The sequence below is a fragment of the uncultured Roseivirga sp. genome (assembly GCF_963973945.1).
Lineage (GTDB): Bacteria > Bacteroidota > Bacteroidia > Cytophagales > Cyclobacteriaceae > Roseivirga.
In genome coordinates this window covers 360,256-378,291 of the sequence record NZ_CAXBBV010000001.1, presented here as the reverse complement: position 1 = coordinate 378,291, position 18,036 = coordinate 360,256, and the positions used below count along the sequence as shown (strand labels likewise).

Genomic DNA, 18,036 nt, shown 5'->3' with positions numbered 1-18,036 from the left:
GATTTATACGAATACTATCAAGGCCAAAGGGAAGAGAAATCGAAACGGGTAGCGAATCTTTATTATTGGTTTCACATGCTCAATTTTTTACGCCCCTTTGCCATCAAAAAACTTGGCCAAAACTCAAATACAATCATCATGTACAGAAGCTATTTCAAATTTACTTGGCGCGGAATGCTCCGCCAAAAGCTGCAAACCAGTTTCCATTTACTCGGGCTTATTGTAGCCTTTTGCGTTTGCGGATTCATCTACTCCCACATCAAATACGAGTCGTCATACGATTCTTTTCTAGATAACGCTGATGACATTTATCGTGTGGCATGGATGAGTGAAAACCCACAGACCAGAACGCCTCACCCAATGGCGCAGGCGCTGGTCAACGATTTTCCTGAAGTGATTGATGCCGTCAGTATTTCGCCAATTTATGGGTCTGGACTTACTAAAGCTACAGTGCTACTAAAAAACGAAAAGGAAAACATCACATTTGATGAACCTAACGGCTATTTTGTTGATAGTACTTTTTTCGATGTATTTAGCTTTAAATCAATCCATGGTAGTGTAAAAAAAGCACTCCAAACAACTTGGGGAATCATTCTGACTAAGTCGACAGCCGAAAAGTATTTTGGAGAGGCAAACCCTGTAGGTGAAAGGCTTTCGTTCAACGGAATGGAAGATATGCTGGAAGTAGCTGCCGTAGTTGAAGACACTCCGAAGAACTCCCACTTCCGCTTTAATTTCCTCATTTCTTATGTGTCCCTCAAGTCTTTACAATTCAACGATCCATGGATGTCGTGGGATGATTTTGGGCACTTCAATTATTTGAAGTTAGCCCCCGGAACCGATGCAAAAGCTTTTGAAGCGAAAATTCCTGATTGGGCACCAAAATATTTAGACTGGGGAGAAGAAAGCTTGGCTTCCCTGAAAGCAGGGGATTTAAGGTTTGAATTACAGCCTGTTCAGAGTATTCATTTGCATTCGAATATTCGCTGGGAACTGGAAGCCAATGGTAGTTATAGCTACTTACTTATTTATGGCATCAGCGCTTTGTTCATTCTGCTGATCTCTATCATTAATTTCGTGAACCTCAACACGGCAAAAGCTGCGCAAAGACTGAAGGAAGTTGGGGTAAAGAAAACTTTAGGCGCTTACAAATCTCAAGTGTTTTCGCAATTTATTTTCGAGGCATTATTCACTACTTTTTTGGCGCTTGTGCTTTCCTTCTTGACTATGTATTTGTTGGAAGCACCTTTCAATCAGTTGGTCAATGGAAATATTTCGGTTGCAAATCTGTTTCAGACGGACATTATTTTGCTTCTACTTTCAATTGCTATCGTCACCGCATCGATATCGGCCATTTATCCTTCGCTCTATCTCAATTCTTTTGAAGCAGGGCAAATTTTGAAGGGTTTGAAAACAACGAGACTAGGGGGAACTAATATTCGAAATGGCTTGCTGGCTGTTCAATTTGTAGCTGCCATTCTAATGATTAGCGGAAGCATCATTATTAAAAATCAGATTACTTTTTTAAAGAACAAGGATCTTGGTTTCAAGCAAGAAAACCTTTTGGTTGTGGAAGTAGATAACTTTCAGGGCGACATGGAAGTAATGAAAACATCGGTTCAAAAAAGCGCAGGTGTACTTGATGTTTCTCTGGTTTCTAATGTTCCAGGAGGTCAGTTTAATCAACATGCTATTTATGCCGAAACTAATCCTTCCCTCCGTGTAGATGCCTCTGAAATGTTTATTGATGATGACCTGGCTGCAACTTTGGGTTTAAACCTATTGGAGGGAAGGATGCTGAGTAAGGAATTTTCCGCAGATTCTTCTGGAACGGCCTTTGTCCTGAATGAAACGGCTATAAGAGAACTGAATATGGTTGACCCAATAGGAAAACAGCTTCATTGGGAGAATAATGAAAAGCTTGTAAAAGGAACCATTGTTGGCGTGGTAAAAGACTTTAATTATAACTCTCTGCACGTTCCGGTCAGACCAATAATTATGATGGTTCCAACCTCATTTGGTTATAACTATTTGGTGGCAAAGGTGAGCCCTGTAAACTTAAAAGAGACGATATTAAATGTAGAATCAAATTTCAAAGCGGTGTTTCCTGACGGTGGATTCACGTATCGTTTTTTGGACGATCAGATTGAGCGGCTTTATTCTGAAGAAACTAGAACCCTTAAGATTACCACTCTGCTTTCGGCCATTTCTATTTTTCTTGCTTGCGGTGGGCTTTTGGGCATTATCTCCATTGTGATTAAGCAGCGCGTAAAGGAAATCAGTATCCGTAAAATTATGGGTGCTTCAGCTTCTCAAATTCTATGGCTGATGAACCTTAAGTACCTCTTAATCGCTGGCGTTTCGCTGCTGATTGCCGTGCCTGTTTCTGTCTATTTTATGAAAGACTGGCTCAGCAATTTCACGTACCAGATTGGAATTGATCCTTTGGCTTATGTGCTTACCGCAATAGCGGTGCTGTTTTTGATTGGCTTTACCATCACACTCATTTCCATGAAAACAGTAAAAAGCAATCCAGTAAATGCGTTGAGGTCGGAGTAGGTTTTTAAGACCTATATGGTTTAGGCTTCTAATTTGATAGAAAAATCTCACCGGGGAGATGCTGGTTTATGGATGATGTTAATGGGCTGTTATTCTTGATGGCCATAACCCAACTCTTCATTTTTATCCCAAAAAGCTCTGTAAAGGTCGTAGTAACTTCCTTTAGTTGTTATCCATTTGGCAACTATATATATAGCTTCTTCTAAGTCCTCGACATATGCCATTCGACCATCACTACCTCTAATGCCTTTTTCGTTCTTTTTTGCTCCACGGTTAATCAAGACATTCTTTTCATCATAGACTATTCTTCTTGCTTCCTCGTTTTGTTTGCCCTTGGGAAGATTATCCTTGAGTAGTTTGTTTAAGCCTTTATAATAGAGTTGAAATTTTTCAACTGGATCATCTATCTTTTGTCCAATAAGTTTTTCAGCCTCATTTTCAACTACCAGTTCGGAGTCTAAATTAATTGCTAGTTGCTCACCTTTGACGCTCTCAGCCTGTTGAAGAATTTCAAGTCTTTCTAGCTCTTCCTTAGACAGACCCTCTTTTTTGATATTCTTATTTGAATCCATTTTCCTAAACTGTTAATATTTCCTTAACTTTTTTTGCTGCCATTTCTAGTGAATCGACATCCCAATTTGATACATTCAAATTTTTCTTTGCTATTTCTACATCAGGGAAGTGTTCTTTAAATGCACCCCAGTAATTGTTTCCCTTGTCTGCCTGCCTAAATTGAAATTGAGAGTAAATAATGGAAGGGTGTACCTGAAGTTCATTAGCAAATTTTGATACCATTAATGGATTATGAATTAACGGTTCAATGAATTTCATTTTTTCCTTTGAAATTAAGTAGTCTTCGGCAAATTGATTCGCTTTATCCTCTTGCATTAAAAACAGATCTGGCTCTCCTGTTAAATGATATTTTATTTCACTTAACTGTTCAATATCAAATAATACATGATGCAATTCATGAAGAAGGGAAAACCAAATTGTAGAGTAATTCTTATTCAAATCTGTTATGATAATACATGGTTTTTCATTGATCAAAAAAGTTGCCCCTCTAATTTGAGTTTTTGGAAGCATTGGCTGAAATACTACTGTGATTCCAATATTAAAAAGAGCCCGAAAAACAGTTAAAAGTCCTTTCTCAACATTTTGGGTATACGGTTTAATTTTAGGAATTAATTTTTTCAAATCATCCCTTATATATTCATTTGGATTGTCAATTAGCTCAAAATACTTGTAAGAAGATTTTATCCAGAAGTCTCTCATTTTGTCATGAAAACTTCTCTTTGTTCTACTGTACAGAGCGTCATTCAATTCGCGTTCGTAGTCGAAAAGGTCGTCAAGCTGAAAGAAATTACATATTCTACTACTTAAGTCTTCAACACTGGCATTTTTATCTATGAACCCTAAACTGGCAAGAGTTTTAAGATCAAAATATTTATTGATAAAAGTAATTTCCGATGAATTCTGTAATTCCTTGATCTCTTCGAAGGGGCGATCTTTTAGATGATAAACAATCAGTTCTTCCAGTGTCAAGTCTAAGAATTCACCAAGTTTAAGAAGGTTTATAACATCCGTTTGCTTAGAGGACTTATCTAGAATTCCATCAAGACTTCTCCTTTGAAGATTAGCTAATTTTTCAAACTGAGTTTTACTTAGGCCTGTAACTTCTAATTTACTTTGAAGGAACTCCTTTAGAGAAGAGTTATTAGAGCCATCTAAGCTTTTATTTAAAAGTTCATCTATCATTTAGGGTGAATTTACCTCAAATAAACAATGTTTATCTAAATAAAGCTAATATGAGAGGTAAATTTACCTTTTATAAAATTCTTATGTAGAAGTTAAATTTGAATCTAACACTATAAGGATACCGTTGTAAAGTAGAGCAGGTAACACAATTCTCAATCTAATGTCTACCAAGAGTTTTCAGCTGAGGCACATCTCTCTCTTCCTTGAATAACCTACCTTAATCTGAACCGTTACATAGACGCAGTCTTTTTCTATCTTTATCCTATCACTCTAAAGCCCTAAGATGTCAGTACTTTATTTGCTCTCCAGTTTGGGGGTAATCAACGGATTATTGATTGGTGCTTTTCTGGTTTTTCGCAACCAGAACAAAGTCGCAAATGCCTATCTGGGTGGTCTGTTATTGGCTTTGAGCTTGCGGATTGGTAAATCTGTTTTCTATTATTTTGAAGATAATGTAGACTTATTGATCCTTCAAGTAGGGCTTTCTGCCTGTACTTTTATTGGGCCATTCTTTTACCTCTACACCAAAGCCATTTACAAGCAGCATCGGAAAATTCATACCAAGGATGCTGTCCTTCTCATAATTCTACTGGCTTCAATTCTAACCATTGGTTCAGTCTACTCTTACCGAAATCATCCCGCTATATGGAATGGCTATATCATTTATGGTATCTATTATATCTGGGCAGTTTTCACACTTTTAGGTTTGTATTACGCTGTCAAAATGCTGAAACCTGTAATAATCAAGCCCTCTACAATGAGCAAGCCACAGCAACACTTGGTCATACTCACCATTGCCATGCTCATCATCAATTTGACTTATCAGATGGCATTATATGGTTTGTTTACCTACATATGGGGTGCGCTAATATTTTCCTTCACCTTATATTTTCTCTTGGGTAGGATGCTGCTTTCCAGCAAGTTTTTCTCCCTGAAACCTACTGACCAACCACTCGCTAATGCCTCAAAAAAACTGGAGGAACTGAATGTGCTGATGGATACGCAAAAACCATATATCAATCAGAAACTAAAACTGGATGACTTGGCTGTGCAGGCTGGTCTTTCTAAACACAGTTTGTCCAAACTATTGAATGAAGAGTACCGATATGGCTTTGCGCAATATGTAAAAGAGTTTAGGGTGAAAGAGGCACAACAATTGATTCATACTAGACATGAGCTTTCGTTGGAGGGCATCGGCTTTGAAGCAGGCTTTAGCTCCAAGTCATCTTTTTTTGATGCATTCAAAAAGATCACGAATTCCACCCCCTCGGAGTATAGAAAGGCTCAGCAGTTGGTGGCATAAGCTGCAAATTACTCCAGAATGATCATTCTGGACTTCTTATCTCCGATTAATTCGATTTCTTTACGGCACTGCTCGTAATCTTGGCTGAACAAATCAATTCATCCAATGAAAATTAAAGTATTCATTTTTCTCGCTGTCATAAGTATCAGCCCGTGTTTTTCCCAAACAGATCATGAGCAAATCACGAAAATACTCAATCAATTTATTGTAGGTAGCCAGTATAACTATCCAGACTCGATAGCAACGGCTTTCCATCCAGGCACCCGTATGTTTCTCTATGATGGCACCGACTCGGCCTATTTTATGACCTCTGAAGAATATGCAGGATTGTATGGGCGTAAAGCGCCAGGCACGTTGAATAATAGGCCATCAAAGATCATCGGTATTGAGATTGACAGAGATGTGGCTTATGCCAAATTAGAGATTGATATTCCTTCTTTTGGGAATCGGTATCATGATTTACTCTTGCTTAAAAAAATCCTTGGCCACTGGAAAATTGTGGGCAAGGCCACTTCAGCTGGCCCGATTCCTAAAGCACCCGAAGAGTTCACGCCAAACCCAGCAAAGGAAGTGGTACTGACAGGGCTCAACAAACCTTGGAGCATGGCCTTTATTTCAGAAAACGATGTGCTTATTGCTGAAAAGGATGGCAGCCTTCTTCGTGTTAATTTGGAAACCAAAGAACGGAAAGCCATTTCCGGATTACCCAAGGATGTGGCAAGGGCTGTGGAGATTGACACTGCCAAATTTGAGAAAGGCATTTTCCCTAATAGTCTTCATGGGCAAACCCTAAGCGCCAATGCTGGCTGGTTTCAGGTGCTCCTCGACCCAGACTTTGACCAAAATAACTATGTATACATTTCCTATGCTGCAGAGAATAGGGCGCGAACCAGTACGACCAAAGTTATCCGTGGAAAACTGATTGACAACCAACTGAAAGAAGTGGAGATACTTTTTGTGGCAGAACCCTATGTGCATGGGCTTTATCACTATGGTGGCGGCATGATCTTCGGCAAGGATGGCAAGCTATACATTACCATTGGCGAACGTAACTTTTTTGAGTACATGAACCCTGAAATTCCGGTTGCACAAGATGTAAAAGACAAACGTGGAAAGGTCATCAGAATTAACCCTGATGGGAGTATTCCAAAAGACAATCCTGACTTTGGGCCAGGTGCGGTTAATGGACTTTATGCTATTGGCATTCGTGCTTCGCAAGGCCTGACCATACACCCAGAAACGGGAGATATTTGGTTAAGTGAACACGGCACAAATCAAGGAGATGAACTGAACATTCTGAAACCAAGTGCGAACTACGGGTGGCCTAATGTTACTACGGGCAGTTATCGAACGAATTATCAACCAAAGGCCATTTCGGGAGCGACTTTCACCGATCCAGTATATTCATGGAACCATACTGTTGCGCCAACAGGGTTGACCTTTTACTCAGGAAGAGAATTTCCATTATGGAACGGGAATTTGATTGTGCCCGGACTGAGCAAAGGCAGTTTGTGGAGAATGGTGGTTGATGGTGATAAAATCATAAGTGCCGAAGAACTATTCATCAATAGCAGGGTGAGGTTAAGAAAAGCAATTGTTTCTCCTGGAGGGCAACTCTATTTACTTTCTGACGAAGAAGACGGCAAACTGATTCGGGTGTTTAATAGTAAGCGCTGAGAGAAACGGGAGTCATTTCACTGTGGAATGACTCCTAAATTTTGAAGTCTTTTTGTAGTAAGAGAACTCTGCGAAGTGTTTGAAAACCAACAGGCTAAAGTGCGTATGCTCTCACTTTGCTGTAAGCACTAAACGGGACGCTACCCACACAGCTGTCTGTAAAAACACTGCCTTCAGAAAAATGAAACCCACCAGAACCATAAAATTTTCAGAAGGGAACAGTCGCTTGCAGAAGACACAGATTGGTGGTTGTATTGTATTGAAATAGATTAGAAAAAGTTGATATATGTGTCATTAGCGCCTGTTAGCCAAAGTACTTAGAACAGTTGATTCGAGTCTTCCACATTCCTCTTTGCTTCTTCGACCATATACATATTGTGACAATTCGGACAATACAGATACCATTCAAAATAGTATGATTGATTCTCTTTTATTTTTCTTTTCTTTGGTCTCTTTACGACCACAGTAGTACCACATTTTCGGCATGGGTCTCCCTCTTTTTCAACTTTTATTTTTTTCTGTTTTGGGAAACTTGAATTAGTTTGCGTCTCTGATTCAACCTTGTTAGGTTCATAACCTTTGTCTTCCAGGAGTTCTTTTGAATTTAGTGCAATGCTAGCAAGTTCATCGCACCTCTCATTTTCAGGATGGCCTGCATGCCCTTTCACCCAGTTAAACTTCACTTTTTCATGTTTTTCAATCAAGTCTAGGAGCTTAGACCAGAGATCATAATTAATTGCTTTCTTATTTTTGGTTCGAAACCAATTTTTTGATCTCCACTTTTTAGCCCAACCAAGTTCAACTCCATCAATCACGTATTTAGAATCTGTGTAAACCTTCACTTTGGACGTAGTCTTTAATTGTTCAAGACCAAAAATCACCCCCATCAATTCCATTCGATTATTTGTCGTTAGCCGATAACCCTTAAAGAATTCCTTTCGCTTCCCTTTATAGGACATGATTACTCCAAACCCCCCGTTACCAGGGTTGGGCTCAGCACCTCCGTCTGAATAAAGATCTATTTCCGGTATTTCATCCCAAGTTCCCATAAATGTTCGTAGTAGAATATTTCGTTTAACGCTATGTATCAATCACAAATGTGACGTATAGCCATAAATATATTCATTTTTATGACAATAAAATGTGAGTAAACAGACGGTTAGCCTTTGCGCAGCTTAAATTACTTCGTCCAGTTTATCATTTTTATACCAGTAAGACGGTCGAAGTGTTTTTCGTTATTGGTAACTAGTGTTAGATCATTAGCGATAGCAGATGAACCAATTAACAGATCAAAGTCATCTACGGGTCGACCTTCTTTTCTCAATCTTGCTTTTTCATTGGCAAAAGTATCTAAGCCATCAAAGATTGGAAGGATTTGAATGCCAGAAAGAAAGTTAGAAAGGACTAAATTGTTACGCTCAGGAGATGCGCTATTTGCTACTCCATACTTGAGCTCAGCGAGGGTAATTTCGGAAATATATAGAGAATCTACATCTACGGAATTAAATTTAGAGTCTAACCCATATCGACCCTTCATGTAATAGATACAAATATTGGTATCAATCAAGTATTTCAAAGCTCCTCGATTTGACGATTGGTTTTTCTACTATTTTGAATTCGTTTGATTAATTCTTCTGCAGACTCATCTGAGCTCCATGCCCCAAAGGCTGATTTCATTTTTGATTTTGCAGAAGCTTTTGATTTTACCGATTTCGTTAGCCTGTCAATTAGATTCAATTTCATCGTTGGGCTTAAGCGTTCAAGTAAGCCTAGGTAATTATTCAATATTTTTTTGTCAATGGCGTCCATATAATCAAGTTACGAAATTTATTGACTTAGGATATAGCATCAGGGGCAACTATTGGATAGTGTTCGTCCTCGTATTTCTCTATCAATATTGAAAGTATTTCTGCTTCATCGCCCTCAGGAGTTTTCTCGGGAGCATGAAAAATTGCTTCAAGTCTTTTAAGCGCTTGATTGTAGTCCAGTTCCGTCTTGATTGCTTTGATTTCCATGTTAAATAGTGTTTGCTTCTACTTCCCCATATCTACCGCCAAATACTGCGCGGTGTAGTTGTCTTTGAGCTTAATCATTTCTTCAGGCGTACCGGTAAAAGTGATGTTACCGCCTTCGTGACCCCCTTCTGGGCCAAGGTCAATAATCCAGTCGGCTAGTTTGATGACTTCGGTATTGTGCTCAATAATGATGACGGAATTGCCTTGTTCAATCAGTGCGTTAATGGCTTTCATCAGTTTACTAATGTCGTGAAAATGAAGGCCCGTAGTGGGTTCATCAAATATGAAAAGAATGTGTTCCTTGTCATTCGATTTCCCCTTTCCGAGGTAGAAAGCCAGCTTTACCCTTTGGGCTTCGCCTCCACTGAGCGAATTGGAAGACTGTCCTAAACGGATGTAGCCCAAGCCCACTTCTTGCAGTGGCTTCAGTTTACTATGCACTGCTTTTTCATTGGCGAAGAAGTCCATAGCATCATCAATGGTCATGTCCAATACATCGGCAATGCTTTTGTCGTTGTAGGTAGCTTCTAGAATTTCTTGTTTGAAACGTTTGCCTTTGCAGCTTTCACAAGTCAGCTGAATATCGGCCATAAACTGCATTTCAATTTTCACCACGCCTTCGCCTTGGCAAGTTTCACAACGGCCGCCATCTACATTAAAGGAGAAAAATGCGGGCTTATAACCACGCTGCTTCGACAGGGGTAAATTAGAATACAAGGCCCTGATGGCATCATAAGCTTTTACATAAGTAACTGGGTTCGATCGGGATGATTTACCAATCGGATTTTGATCGATGAACTCAATTTGGGTTACCTTTTTGGTGTCGCCTTCAAGCGCATCCATTTTGCCTGTTTGCTCACCTACTGTGCCTAACATTTTACCCAATGAAGGATAAAGAATTTTCTTTACTAAGGTAGACTTTCCCGAACCACTTACGCCTGTAATTACGGTCAGCACGTCCAAGGGAATATCGACACTCACATTTTTGAGGTTATTTTCTCTGGCTCCTTTTATTTTGAGCGCGTCACGCCATTTTCTTCTGTGTTCAGGAATAGGCAATTTTTCTCTTCCGCTCAAATAATTGGCCGTATGGCCCGTGCCATTCTGAACCAATTCTTCGATCGTTCCTTGGAAAATTAATTCACCACCATGAGATCCAGCATCGGGCCCAATATCTATGATTTGGTCAGCCGCTTGCATTACTTTTTCCTCGTGCTCTACTACCACAACGGTATTTCCCAAGTCGCGCAGGGTAAGCAAAACAGAAATCAATCGGTCGGTATCGCGAGGGTGCAGTCCTATACTTGGTTCATCCAAAATATACATGGAACCGACCAAAGCACTTCCCAAGGAAGTGGACAGTTTAATGCGTTGAAACTCCCCGCCCGACAAAGTGCTGGTCAATCGGTTGAGGGTAAGGTAACCTAAGCCTACTCGACCTAAATACTCAAGTCGGTTCTGAATTTCTTGAAGTAACCTTTTGGCAATTTTTTCCTCATGAGCAGTAAGTGGAAGCTTATCGAAGAAAACTGCGGCCTCTTTTACAGGCATTAGTACGATGTCGGTAATACTTTTACCGTCTACCTTTACATAAGAGGCATCTTTCCTTAATCGTGTTCCTTTGCACTCTGGGCAGTCGGTGCGGCCACGGTAACGCGAAAGCATTACGCGGTACTGAATTTTGTGTGTTTTCGACTCTAAATGTTCAAAAAACTTATTGAGCCCTTTAAAATATTTGTTGCCGGTCCAAAGCAGCTCCTTCTCTTTTTCGGTAAGTTCTGCATAAGTTCTGTGAATAGGAAAATCAAACTCAATGCCGTGTTTTAATAGCGGTTGCAACCATTTATTCATGGTTTCGCTTCGCCAAGGAGCAATAGCACCTTCATATATCGAAAGAGATTTATCGGGAATGACCAAGTCAATATCAATTCCTAAAACCTTCCCAAAACCCTCGCAGCGCTTACAAGCACCAAAGGGGTTATTAAAGGTGAATAGGTTAACGCTTGGCTCTTCAAACAAAATTCCATCTGCCTCAAATCTGTCTGAAAAAGCCGTTCGGCCTTCACCAATCACTTCAACAATACAATCCCCTTGCCCCTCAAAAAGGGCGGTTTGTACCGAATCTGAAAAACGGAATTGTGTGTCTTCATTATGGGCCACAACCCCTCTATCAATCAGGATTTCTAAGTCTTTGGAAACAATGTCCTTTTCGTCCTTGAGTAAATCTTCTATAAAATAGGGCTCACCTTTGGCTACCACACGGGTATAACCTTTTTGTAGCAAGAGATTCAGTTCTTCTGCTACGCTACGCTCTTCTTTCTGAATCAGCGGACAAAGAATCATCACCTTGGTGCCCTCTTCTTTGGCCATCAAAAACTCTACAATACTGGTTACGCTATCGCGGCTCACTTCTTTGCCACTTACTGGGCTGTAGGTCCTTCCAATTCGGGCAAAAAGTAATTTTAGATAATCGTAAATTTCGGTAGTAGTGCCTACCGTAGACCGAGGGTTTCGCGTATTCACCTTTTGCTCAATGGCAATGGCTGGCGAAACCCCTTTGATATAATCCACCTCAGGCTTTTCCATTCGGCCTAAAAACTGGCGAGCATATGAACTCAAGCTTTCCACATACATCCGCTGCCCTTCGGCAAAAAGCGTATCGAAAGCCAGCGATGATTTTCCAGAACCAGAAAGGCCAGTAACCACTACCAGTTTATTCCTTGGAATGGCCACATCGACACTTTTGAGGTTATTTACCCTTGCACCCTTAATTATAATGAACTCTCTAGGATTCAGATCATCAATAAGGGTAGGGCGGCTAAGTGTTGTTGAATTCATACGATTGCAAAGATAACAGAGCTAGCAACTAATTGTTAACTGAAAAATAATTACCTTTTTCAGAATTAAATTCTAAACTCTGGCATTATACTTGATTAAAGTTTTGCAATAGTGCTGAAGGCATTAGCCTAAAGCTTGAAAATCAAAAATTACGATCAAATATTTGTAATCTGTATTTGAATCAATACATTTGAGATTGTTACTTTCATTAATCCATTTCCAAAAACTAAACATTACCGTATGATATAAACCTCTACTTAGACCTAACAATAACTAACATGAGGAAATATGAAGTAAGCGATAGCCAATTGATATCGCTATACAAAAACGGTAATGAAGACGCATTCGCGGAATTAGTCTCACGTCACAAAAACAAAATCTTTACTACGATCTATATGATTGTAAAAGACCATGATCTTGCAGAAGATTTATTGCAGGAAACTTATGTGAAAGTGGTGAATACAGTAAAGTCTGGACGCTACAATGAAGAAGGTAAATTTCTGCCATGGGTGAGCCGAATCGCACATAATTTAGCGATTGACCACTTTAGAAAGGCCAAGAGGTACCCTACAATTGTGATGGAAGATGGCAGCAATGTGTTCAACAGTTTAGAGTTTTCTGAAGAATCTATCGAGGATCGTCAAATAAAAGAAGATACACACGCGTTACTAAGGGAGTTAATAAAAGAGCTACCCGATTCACAGCGAGAAGTTCTTATGATGAGGCACTACATGCAAATGAGCTTTCAGGAAATTGCTGAAGTAACAGATGTTAGTATCAACACCGCCCTTGGTCGTATGCGTTATGCGCTCATCAATCTTAGAAAAAAGATGGACAAAATGAACGTTGCGTATGATAAGAACATCTACCCAGAATGACCTGATCAGATACATATATCAGGAGACCGACACAGAAGAAAATATCGAAATTCAAACTGCTGCCATTTTAAATGGCTCGCTGGCGCATGAGTTGCATGAACTTGAGCAAACAGTGAAGTCTATTACGGCAGCTGAACGAGTACCTTCTGAGTCGACTATCGACAAAATACTAAGTTACTCTAAATCCTATGACCTTCATTCCTTGAAATAGCCTAATTTAGGGGCATGACGAGGAAGCAGAGATACGAGGCTTTTATAGCATACTTTAGTGAAAACCAACCACAGGCCGAAACGGAACTGCAATATGGCAATCCGTTCGAGCTGCTCGTGGCTGTAGTTTTGAGTGCGCAATGCACCGATAAGCGAATCAATATGGTTACGCCCAAATTGTTTCAAGATTTCCCTACCCCGGCCCATTTAGCGGCTTCTCATTTTGACGAACTTTTTCCCTATATAAAAACCGTTTCGTACCCTAACAACAAAACCAAGCACCTATTGGGCTTAGGCAAAATGTTGGTGGAAGATTTTAATTCTGAAATTCCTGAAACCATTGAGGATTTACAGAAACTACCGGGTGTTGGCCGAAAAACAGCAAACGTAATTACTTCTGTAATTTGGAATCAGCCCAGTATGGCGGTAGACACGCATGTGTATAGAGTCTCCAAAAGATTGGGTTTGGTGAATCAGAATGCCAATACTCCCTTGGCAGTAGAAAAACAATTAGTTAAACACTTACCAAAAGAGGTGATTCCCTTGGCGCATCATTGGCTCATATTACATGGTCGCTATACTTGCTTAGCCCGTACTCCCAAATGCGAATCATGTCCGTTAACTTCTTTTTGCCGTTATTTCGAAAAAAGGGAAGGAATAGCACGATAGCGCCCGTTGATTGTTCACCATGAAAATTCTGTATATCCACCAATATTTTAAAACGCCTCAAGAAGGTGGAGCCATTCGCTCTTACTACTTGGCCAAAGGCTTGGTGGACGAGGGTTTTGAGGTTGAAATGATTACAAGCCACAATGAAGGAATCTATCAGAAAACCGTGATTGATGGAATCACAGTCCATTATTTGCCAGTTTATTATAGCAATGATTTAGGGTTTCTTAAGCGTATTTTTTCTTTCTATTCATTTCAAAAAAAGGCCAAGCACCTGATTTCAAAAGAGAACTTGAGTTTTGACTTGGCATATTTGACTTCCACACCATTAACAGTAGGCTTGGTAGGTCTTTGGTTAAAGAAAAAATTAGGCAAACCCTATATTTTTGAAGTACGAGATTTGTGGCCCACTGCCCCGATTCAGATTGGGGCTATTAAGGCTGGCTGGCTAAAAAAGCAGCTTTATGCGCTTGAAGCTAAAATATACAAACATGCAGATAAGGTTATTGCACTTTCACCTGGCATGGAAGATTGGATTAAAGAAGTAGTTCCTGAAAAAGAAGTGCACATGATTCCGAATATGGCCGATTGCGAATTTTTTAGTAAGGAATTAAAAGACCCAAAACTGACTTCGTTTTACCATGTAAACGATGCCTTTGTTGTTACCTATTTGGGAAGTATTGGAATTACCAATCACCTCGAGTTTTTGCTAAATATTGCTGAAAAATGTTTGAAAGCAGGGCTAAATATAAAATTCAAGGTTGTGGGTGAAGGCTCGAAACTTCATCAAATTAAACTTGAGGCCTATTTAAAAAACCTAAGTAATGTAGAGTTTTATGGCCATCAGAATAAGGAGGGTGTGCGAAGATTACTGAACGTAACCGATGCCACATATGTCTCTTTTGCCAACATTCCTGTTTTAGGCACCAACAGCCCAAACAAAATGTTCGACAGTCTGGCTTCGGGTAAGCTTACCATTGTAAACTCAGCTGGCTGGACGAAAAACTTGGTAGAAGAAAATGAATGCGGTTTTTATACTAATCCAGAAGACCCAAGTGATTTTATAAAGCAGATTGCTCCGTACATGGAGGATTCTATACGTTTGGAAACCTATAAAAACAACGCTCGAATAGTGGCGGAAAGGCTTTATTCAAGAAGGCTGCAAGTACAGAAATTGATTAATGTTTTAGAGTCGACCAAGAGCGCTTAGTTGTTTCTTGGCCTGTATCTTGATTGCAGCAGAACATCATTAGCGTCAGTGAGCTTCATAAGCGCAGTAAAGTCTAAATCCTTTTCCTCTTGATATTTCTGAACGATTTGCCAGCCTATCCATTGGCCAATTCTGCCTGGGCAAATAGGGTCGATTTCTGGAATTCCCGGACGTTCATCGATGTATTTTGTCAGGTTCAGTGGGCTCTTGTCGTATAACAAAGCATTATCAACAAAATACGACCACAGAAAACCTTCGCTGCGTATTGAAGAGGCTAATGTTTCGCCATCATAACCCATAATCAAACTATCAGACAAGCAAGGCAACATAGTTTTCGTGAATTCAAGGGCTTTTCCGTAGTAAATCATTTCATCCAAAATGGTACGTTCAGCGTCTTCGCTAGTGTCATTAAATTTTAAAGAACTAAACTGAACAATGTGTGGTACAAGGTGCTCAGGAGTTAGCCTTACTGCTAAATAGTCGTACACATTTGGTCGATAAGAAGCTTCTGGACCCAAGTAATAATCTAATCCTATCACTACCAATGAATCGGAGAAGAACACATCATTACCAAAGGCGGAATAAACGGTTTGAACTTTAGGTACTTTATATTCAGGGTAATAAGACTTGATACGTTTAAAGGCTGTTTCTAAATCTTGCTCTAATTGGGCTTCGTTTATAATCTGCTTGGTTTGCTGATACAGCGTATCTACAAATGGGTTTTTTATCAGGTTGAAAACCTCAGTGAGCATTTCGGACTTTGATGGATAGTCTGCGGCTAGAAAAAAGTAATCGCGTACAATGGGGTTGGCTTCTAAAAAAGCACTTAAAGCTGCAGTATCTTCTACTGAATGAATTTGATCAATCAAACTCACATAGTCTAAATCAAGGGCTATATTTGGAATGTCTTTGCAGGGATCATCCTTACCACAAGCCATTACCAATAGGAAAACGAAACTTATAATCCAGCTTTTGTTCATACTTAATTTTAAATGACAAAAGTATTCATTTATTTTATTCCCCATGAGGAAATTCACTTTTGCAGCCGTTCTATTATCATTGTTTAGCATATCAGCTTTAGCGCAAGATTATAATATTGGTATCAAATTAGGGCCTACGCTTACTTACTCAAAACCAAGCACAGAGGGCACAAGCACTAATTATGATGATGATGGTTCGTCTGTTCAGTTTTTGATTGGTGCTTTTGTGGATTACCAGTTTCAAGAAAATTACTTTTTCAGCGCTGGAATTAATTATGCTTCCAAAGATTTTGGTATAACTGCGCGGTCAACCAATAGCATTGCCAACATAACGGGAGCTGCTAGTTTTAGCCAAGAGTTTTTACAGATTCCGGCCTTATTAAAACTTTACACAAACGAGGTAATCCTTGATACAAAGGTTTATTTCAATTTTGGTCTTGTACCCGAAATACGTTTGAGTAATTCTCCTAAATCAGATAACTCTGACCTCATTCGTGAGTTTAGAAGCTTTGATTTAGCAGGTAATTTTGGTGGAGGTTTAGAAAGAACTATTGGTGTTAATACACGTGTTTACGCAGGCCTATTCTATAACCTTGGTTTTATTAATCAGGTGAAAACCCAAAATGACACTTACGATGAACTTACCCTTAAAAACAGGCTTTTTGCCCTCGAAATAGGAATTAAGTTTTAATGCAAACTGCCTGAATAATCGAGGTTAAAAACATTCGCACATAAATCAGTTAAATCCTTCTAGTGATTTATAAATGTTTAGTGCCACAATATAAAGCCCTGCCTCATCACCCCAAGATACCTTTTCTACTTTGGCCATTCCTTGCACATATACATCGGCCCAAGCGTCTATGGTTTGAATATTAGAATGCCCCATTAAAGCGCGGATAACTCGTACTAAGTCGGGATGAAACTCCAAATGAATACCCACGCTATTTTGGGCTACTACCATTTGACGATATTTAAGGTCTTGTTTTATAAGATGAAGGGCAAGGGCTTTTTTATCCATAACGATTAGCTTTAACATTTGTAATATTTAACCAAATTTATAATTATTATCGTTAAACACAATTAATAGTTTATTATACGATATATTATTTTACTTATACGATAACCAATGTTGTCAAATGCTAATTATTAATTTCTTATTTTGGCCAATAATGTGTGTTTAACGATAAGTTTATGGCCGAAAAGAAAATCTATAATCGTATAAAAGCAGTTTTAGCAGAGAAGGGAAAATCAAATAATTGGCTTTCTCAGCAAACAGGAAAGAACATCACTACTGTATCGCGTTGGTGTACCAATGATATGCAGCCAACAATGGATACTCTTTTCACTATTGCCGCAGTTTTGGACGTAGATGTTAGGGAACTACTGGTACGGACAAAAGGATAGTCATTGTTTACCTGCTTAAACTACTGTAGATTAATTCTTTACTAATGCTTTTTTACTATAGTTAGAATTTATGTCTTGGTTGCAATTAGCAATTGCACAAACAAATATGTAATCATTTGATTACAATTACAAACATATGAGAATAATTTTTTACTTATGTCAGTAAATGATCGCATAGAGTTGTTAATGAAGCATTTTGGTTTATCTGTGAATTCTCTTGCAGAACAGCTTGATTTTAGCCGAACTGCTGTGTATAACATAATTTCTGAGAAAGGTAGACGTACTTCTCCTAGCCACGATTTCTATATCAAACTCAAAGAATCATATGAGAACATTGACCTGAACTGGCTAATTACTGGAGAGGGTGAAATGTTACTTGATGAAAATCGATTGATGGTTGCTGATTCGGCTGGAGAATACAAAGTCAGAAAACCCCAAAATTCAGACCTTCAAAAAGCCCTAGCTGAGGTACAGGAAGAACTGAAGGCTGTAAATAAGCGTATCGATCGGTTAGAAGAAGGGCATTAATTCAGTAGGC

At 39.2% G+C, this 18,036-nt stretch carries 19 protein-coding genes; 10 read left to right on the top strand and 9 right to left on the bottom strand.

Annotation, left to right across the window (positions count from 1 at the left end):
- Positions 1-138: 138 nt before the first annotated feature.
- Complete coding sequence (locus AAC026_RS01790; protein WP_339694541.1) at positions 139-2,559, top strand: FtsX-like permease family protein; 2,421 nt, start codon at positions 139-141, stop codon at positions 2,557-2,559.
- Between the two features lie 89 nt (positions 2,560-2,648).
- Here the strand turns inward: AAC026_RS01790 and AAC026_RS01785 are convergent, their stop codons facing one another.
- Both AAC026_RS01785 and AAC026_RS01780 read right to left on the bottom strand, forming a co-directional pair.
- Positions 2,649-3,131 (bottom strand): hypothetical protein, encoded by a 483-nt coding sequence (locus tag AAC026_RS01785; protein WP_339694538.1) that lies wholly within the window; start codon positions 3,129-3,131, stop codon positions 2,649-2,651.
- A 4-nt stretch (positions 3,132-3,135) separates the two neighbouring features.
- Positions 3,136-4,314: a transporter gene (locus tag AAC026_RS01780; protein ID WP_339694535.1), complete on the bottom strand. Its 1,179-nt coding sequence runs from the start codon at positions 4,312-4,314 to the stop codon at positions 3,136-3,138.
- Between the two features lie 283 nt (positions 4,315-4,597).
- Here AAC026_RS01780 and AAC026_RS01775 point away from each other — a divergent pair, with 283 nt between their 5' ends.
- Positions 4,598-5,617, top strand: a complete 1,020-nt coding sequence (locus tag AAC026_RS01775) for a helix-turn-helix domain-containing protein (RefSeq protein WP_339694532.1) — start codon at positions 4,598-4,600, stop codon at positions 5,615-5,617.
- 105 nt (positions 5,618-5,722) lie between these two features.
- Entirely contained in the window at positions 5,723-7,294 is a 1,572-nt protein-coding gene (locus AAC026_RS01770; protein ID WP_339694529.1) for a PQQ-dependent sugar dehydrogenase, read from the top strand.
- A gap of 317 nt (positions 7,295-7,611) precedes the next feature.
- On the opposite strand, the gene rnhA is transcribed toward AAC026_RS01770, so the two are convergent.
- The 5 genes from rnhA to uvrA all read right to left on the bottom strand — a co-directional run bounded on the left by rnhA (position 7,612) and on the right by uvrA (position 12,147).
- Positions 7,612-8,343, bottom strand: coding sequence for a ribonuclease HI (gene rnhA, locus AAC026_RS01765; RefSeq protein WP_339606114.1), 732 nt, complete (start codon positions 8,341-8,343; stop codon positions 7,612-7,614).
- 131 nt (positions 8,344-8,474) lie between these two features.
- On the bottom strand, positions 8,475-8,870 hold the full coding sequence (locus tag AAC026_RS01760; protein WP_339606115.1) for a type II toxin-antitoxin system VapC family toxin: 396 nt from the start codon (positions 8,868-8,870) through the stop codon (positions 8,475-8,477).
- Complete coding sequence (locus AAC026_RS01755; RefSeq protein WP_339606116.1) at positions 8,867-9,037, bottom strand: hypothetical protein; 171 nt, start codon at positions 9,035-9,037, stop codon at positions 8,867-8,869. The genes AAC026_RS01760 and AAC026_RS01755 overlap by 4 nt, the downstream gene beginning before the upstream one ends.
- A gap of 92 nt (positions 9,038-9,129) precedes the next feature.
- Positions 9,130-9,309 carry a hypothetical protein gene (locus AAC026_RS01750; protein WP_339606117.1) on the bottom strand — a complete coding sequence of 60 codons (180 nt, stop codon included), beginning with the start codon at positions 9,307-9,309 and terminating at the stop codon, positions 9,130-9,132.
- 18 nt (positions 9,310-9,327) lie between these two features.
- Positions 9,328-12,147 (bottom strand): excinuclease ABC subunit UvrA, encoded by a 2,820-nt coding sequence (gene uvrA / locus AAC026_RS01745; protein WP_339694526.1) that lies wholly within the window; start codon positions 12,145-12,147, stop codon positions 9,328-9,330.
- Positions 12,148-12,425: 278 nt separating this feature from the next.
- Between uvrA and AAC026_RS01740 the strand changes: the two genes are divergently transcribed.
- Genes AAC026_RS01740 through AAC026_RS01725 form a run of 4 tightly spaced genes read left to right on the top strand, consistent with a single transcriptional unit; the run spans position 12,426 to position 15,114 of the window.
- Positions 12,426-13,025 carry a sigma-70 family RNA polymerase sigma factor gene (locus AAC026_RS01740; RefSeq protein WP_053223323.1) on the top strand — a complete coding sequence of 200 codons (600 nt, stop codon included), beginning with the start codon at positions 12,426-12,428 and terminating at the stop codon, positions 13,023-13,025.
- Positions 13,000-13,236: a hypothetical protein gene (locus tag AAC026_RS01735; protein WP_339694523.1), complete on the top strand. Its 237-nt coding sequence runs from the start codon at positions 13,000-13,002 to the stop codon at positions 13,234-13,236. Before AAC026_RS01740 ends, AAC026_RS01735 begins: the two co-directional genes overlap by 26 nt.
- A 14-nt stretch (positions 13,237-13,250) precedes the next feature.
- On the top strand, positions 13,251-13,904 hold the full coding sequence (nth, locus tag AAC026_RS01730; protein WP_339694520.1) for an endonuclease III: 654 nt from the start codon (positions 13,251-13,253) through the stop codon (positions 13,902-13,904).
- 19 nt (positions 13,905-13,923) lie between these two features.
- Positions 13,924-15,114: a glycosyltransferase family 4 protein gene (locus tag AAC026_RS01725; protein ID WP_339694517.1), complete on the top strand. Its 1,191-nt coding sequence runs from the start codon at positions 13,924-13,926 to the stop codon at positions 15,112-15,114.
- On the opposite strand, the gene AAC026_RS01720 is transcribed toward AAC026_RS01725, so the two are convergent.
- Positions 15,111-16,094, bottom strand: a complete 984-nt coding sequence (locus tag AAC026_RS01720; protein WP_339694514.1) for a hypothetical protein — start codon at positions 16,092-16,094, stop codon at positions 15,111-15,113. The two genes, AAC026_RS01725 and AAC026_RS01720, sit on opposite strands and share 4 nt — an antisense overlap.
- Before the next feature lie 43 nt (positions 16,095-16,137).
- Between AAC026_RS01720 and AAC026_RS01715 the strand changes: the two genes are divergently transcribed.
- On the top strand, positions 16,138-16,785 hold the full coding sequence (locus AAC026_RS01715; RefSeq protein WP_339694512.1) for a porin family protein: 648 nt from the start codon (positions 16,138-16,140) through the stop codon (positions 16,783-16,785).
- Positions 16,786-16,830: 45 nt separating this feature from the next.
- Here the strand turns inward: AAC026_RS01715 and AAC026_RS01710 are convergent, their stop codons facing one another.
- On the bottom strand, positions 16,831-17,130 hold the full coding sequence (locus tag AAC026_RS01710) for a hypothetical protein (RefSeq protein WP_339694509.1): 300 nt from the start codon (positions 17,128-17,130) through the stop codon (positions 16,831-16,833).
- Between the two features lie 155 nt (positions 17,131-17,285).
- On the opposite strand from AAC026_RS01710, the gene AAC026_RS01705 reads away from it, so the two are divergent.
- Together AAC026_RS01705 and AAC026_RS01700 are read left to right on the top strand one after the other, a co-directional pair.
- Positions 17,286-17,498 (top strand): helix-turn-helix transcriptional regulator, encoded by a 213-nt coding sequence (locus AAC026_RS01705; protein ID WP_339694506.1) that lies wholly within the window; start codon positions 17,286-17,288, stop codon positions 17,496-17,498.
- Between the two features lie 156 nt (positions 17,499-17,654).
- A complete protein-coding gene (locus AAC026_RS01700) occupies positions 17,655-18,026 on the top strand; it encodes a helix-turn-helix transcriptional regulator (RefSeq protein WP_339606126.1) in 372 nt (123 codons plus the stop codon).
- Positions 18,027-18,036 lie beyond the last annotated feature (10 nt).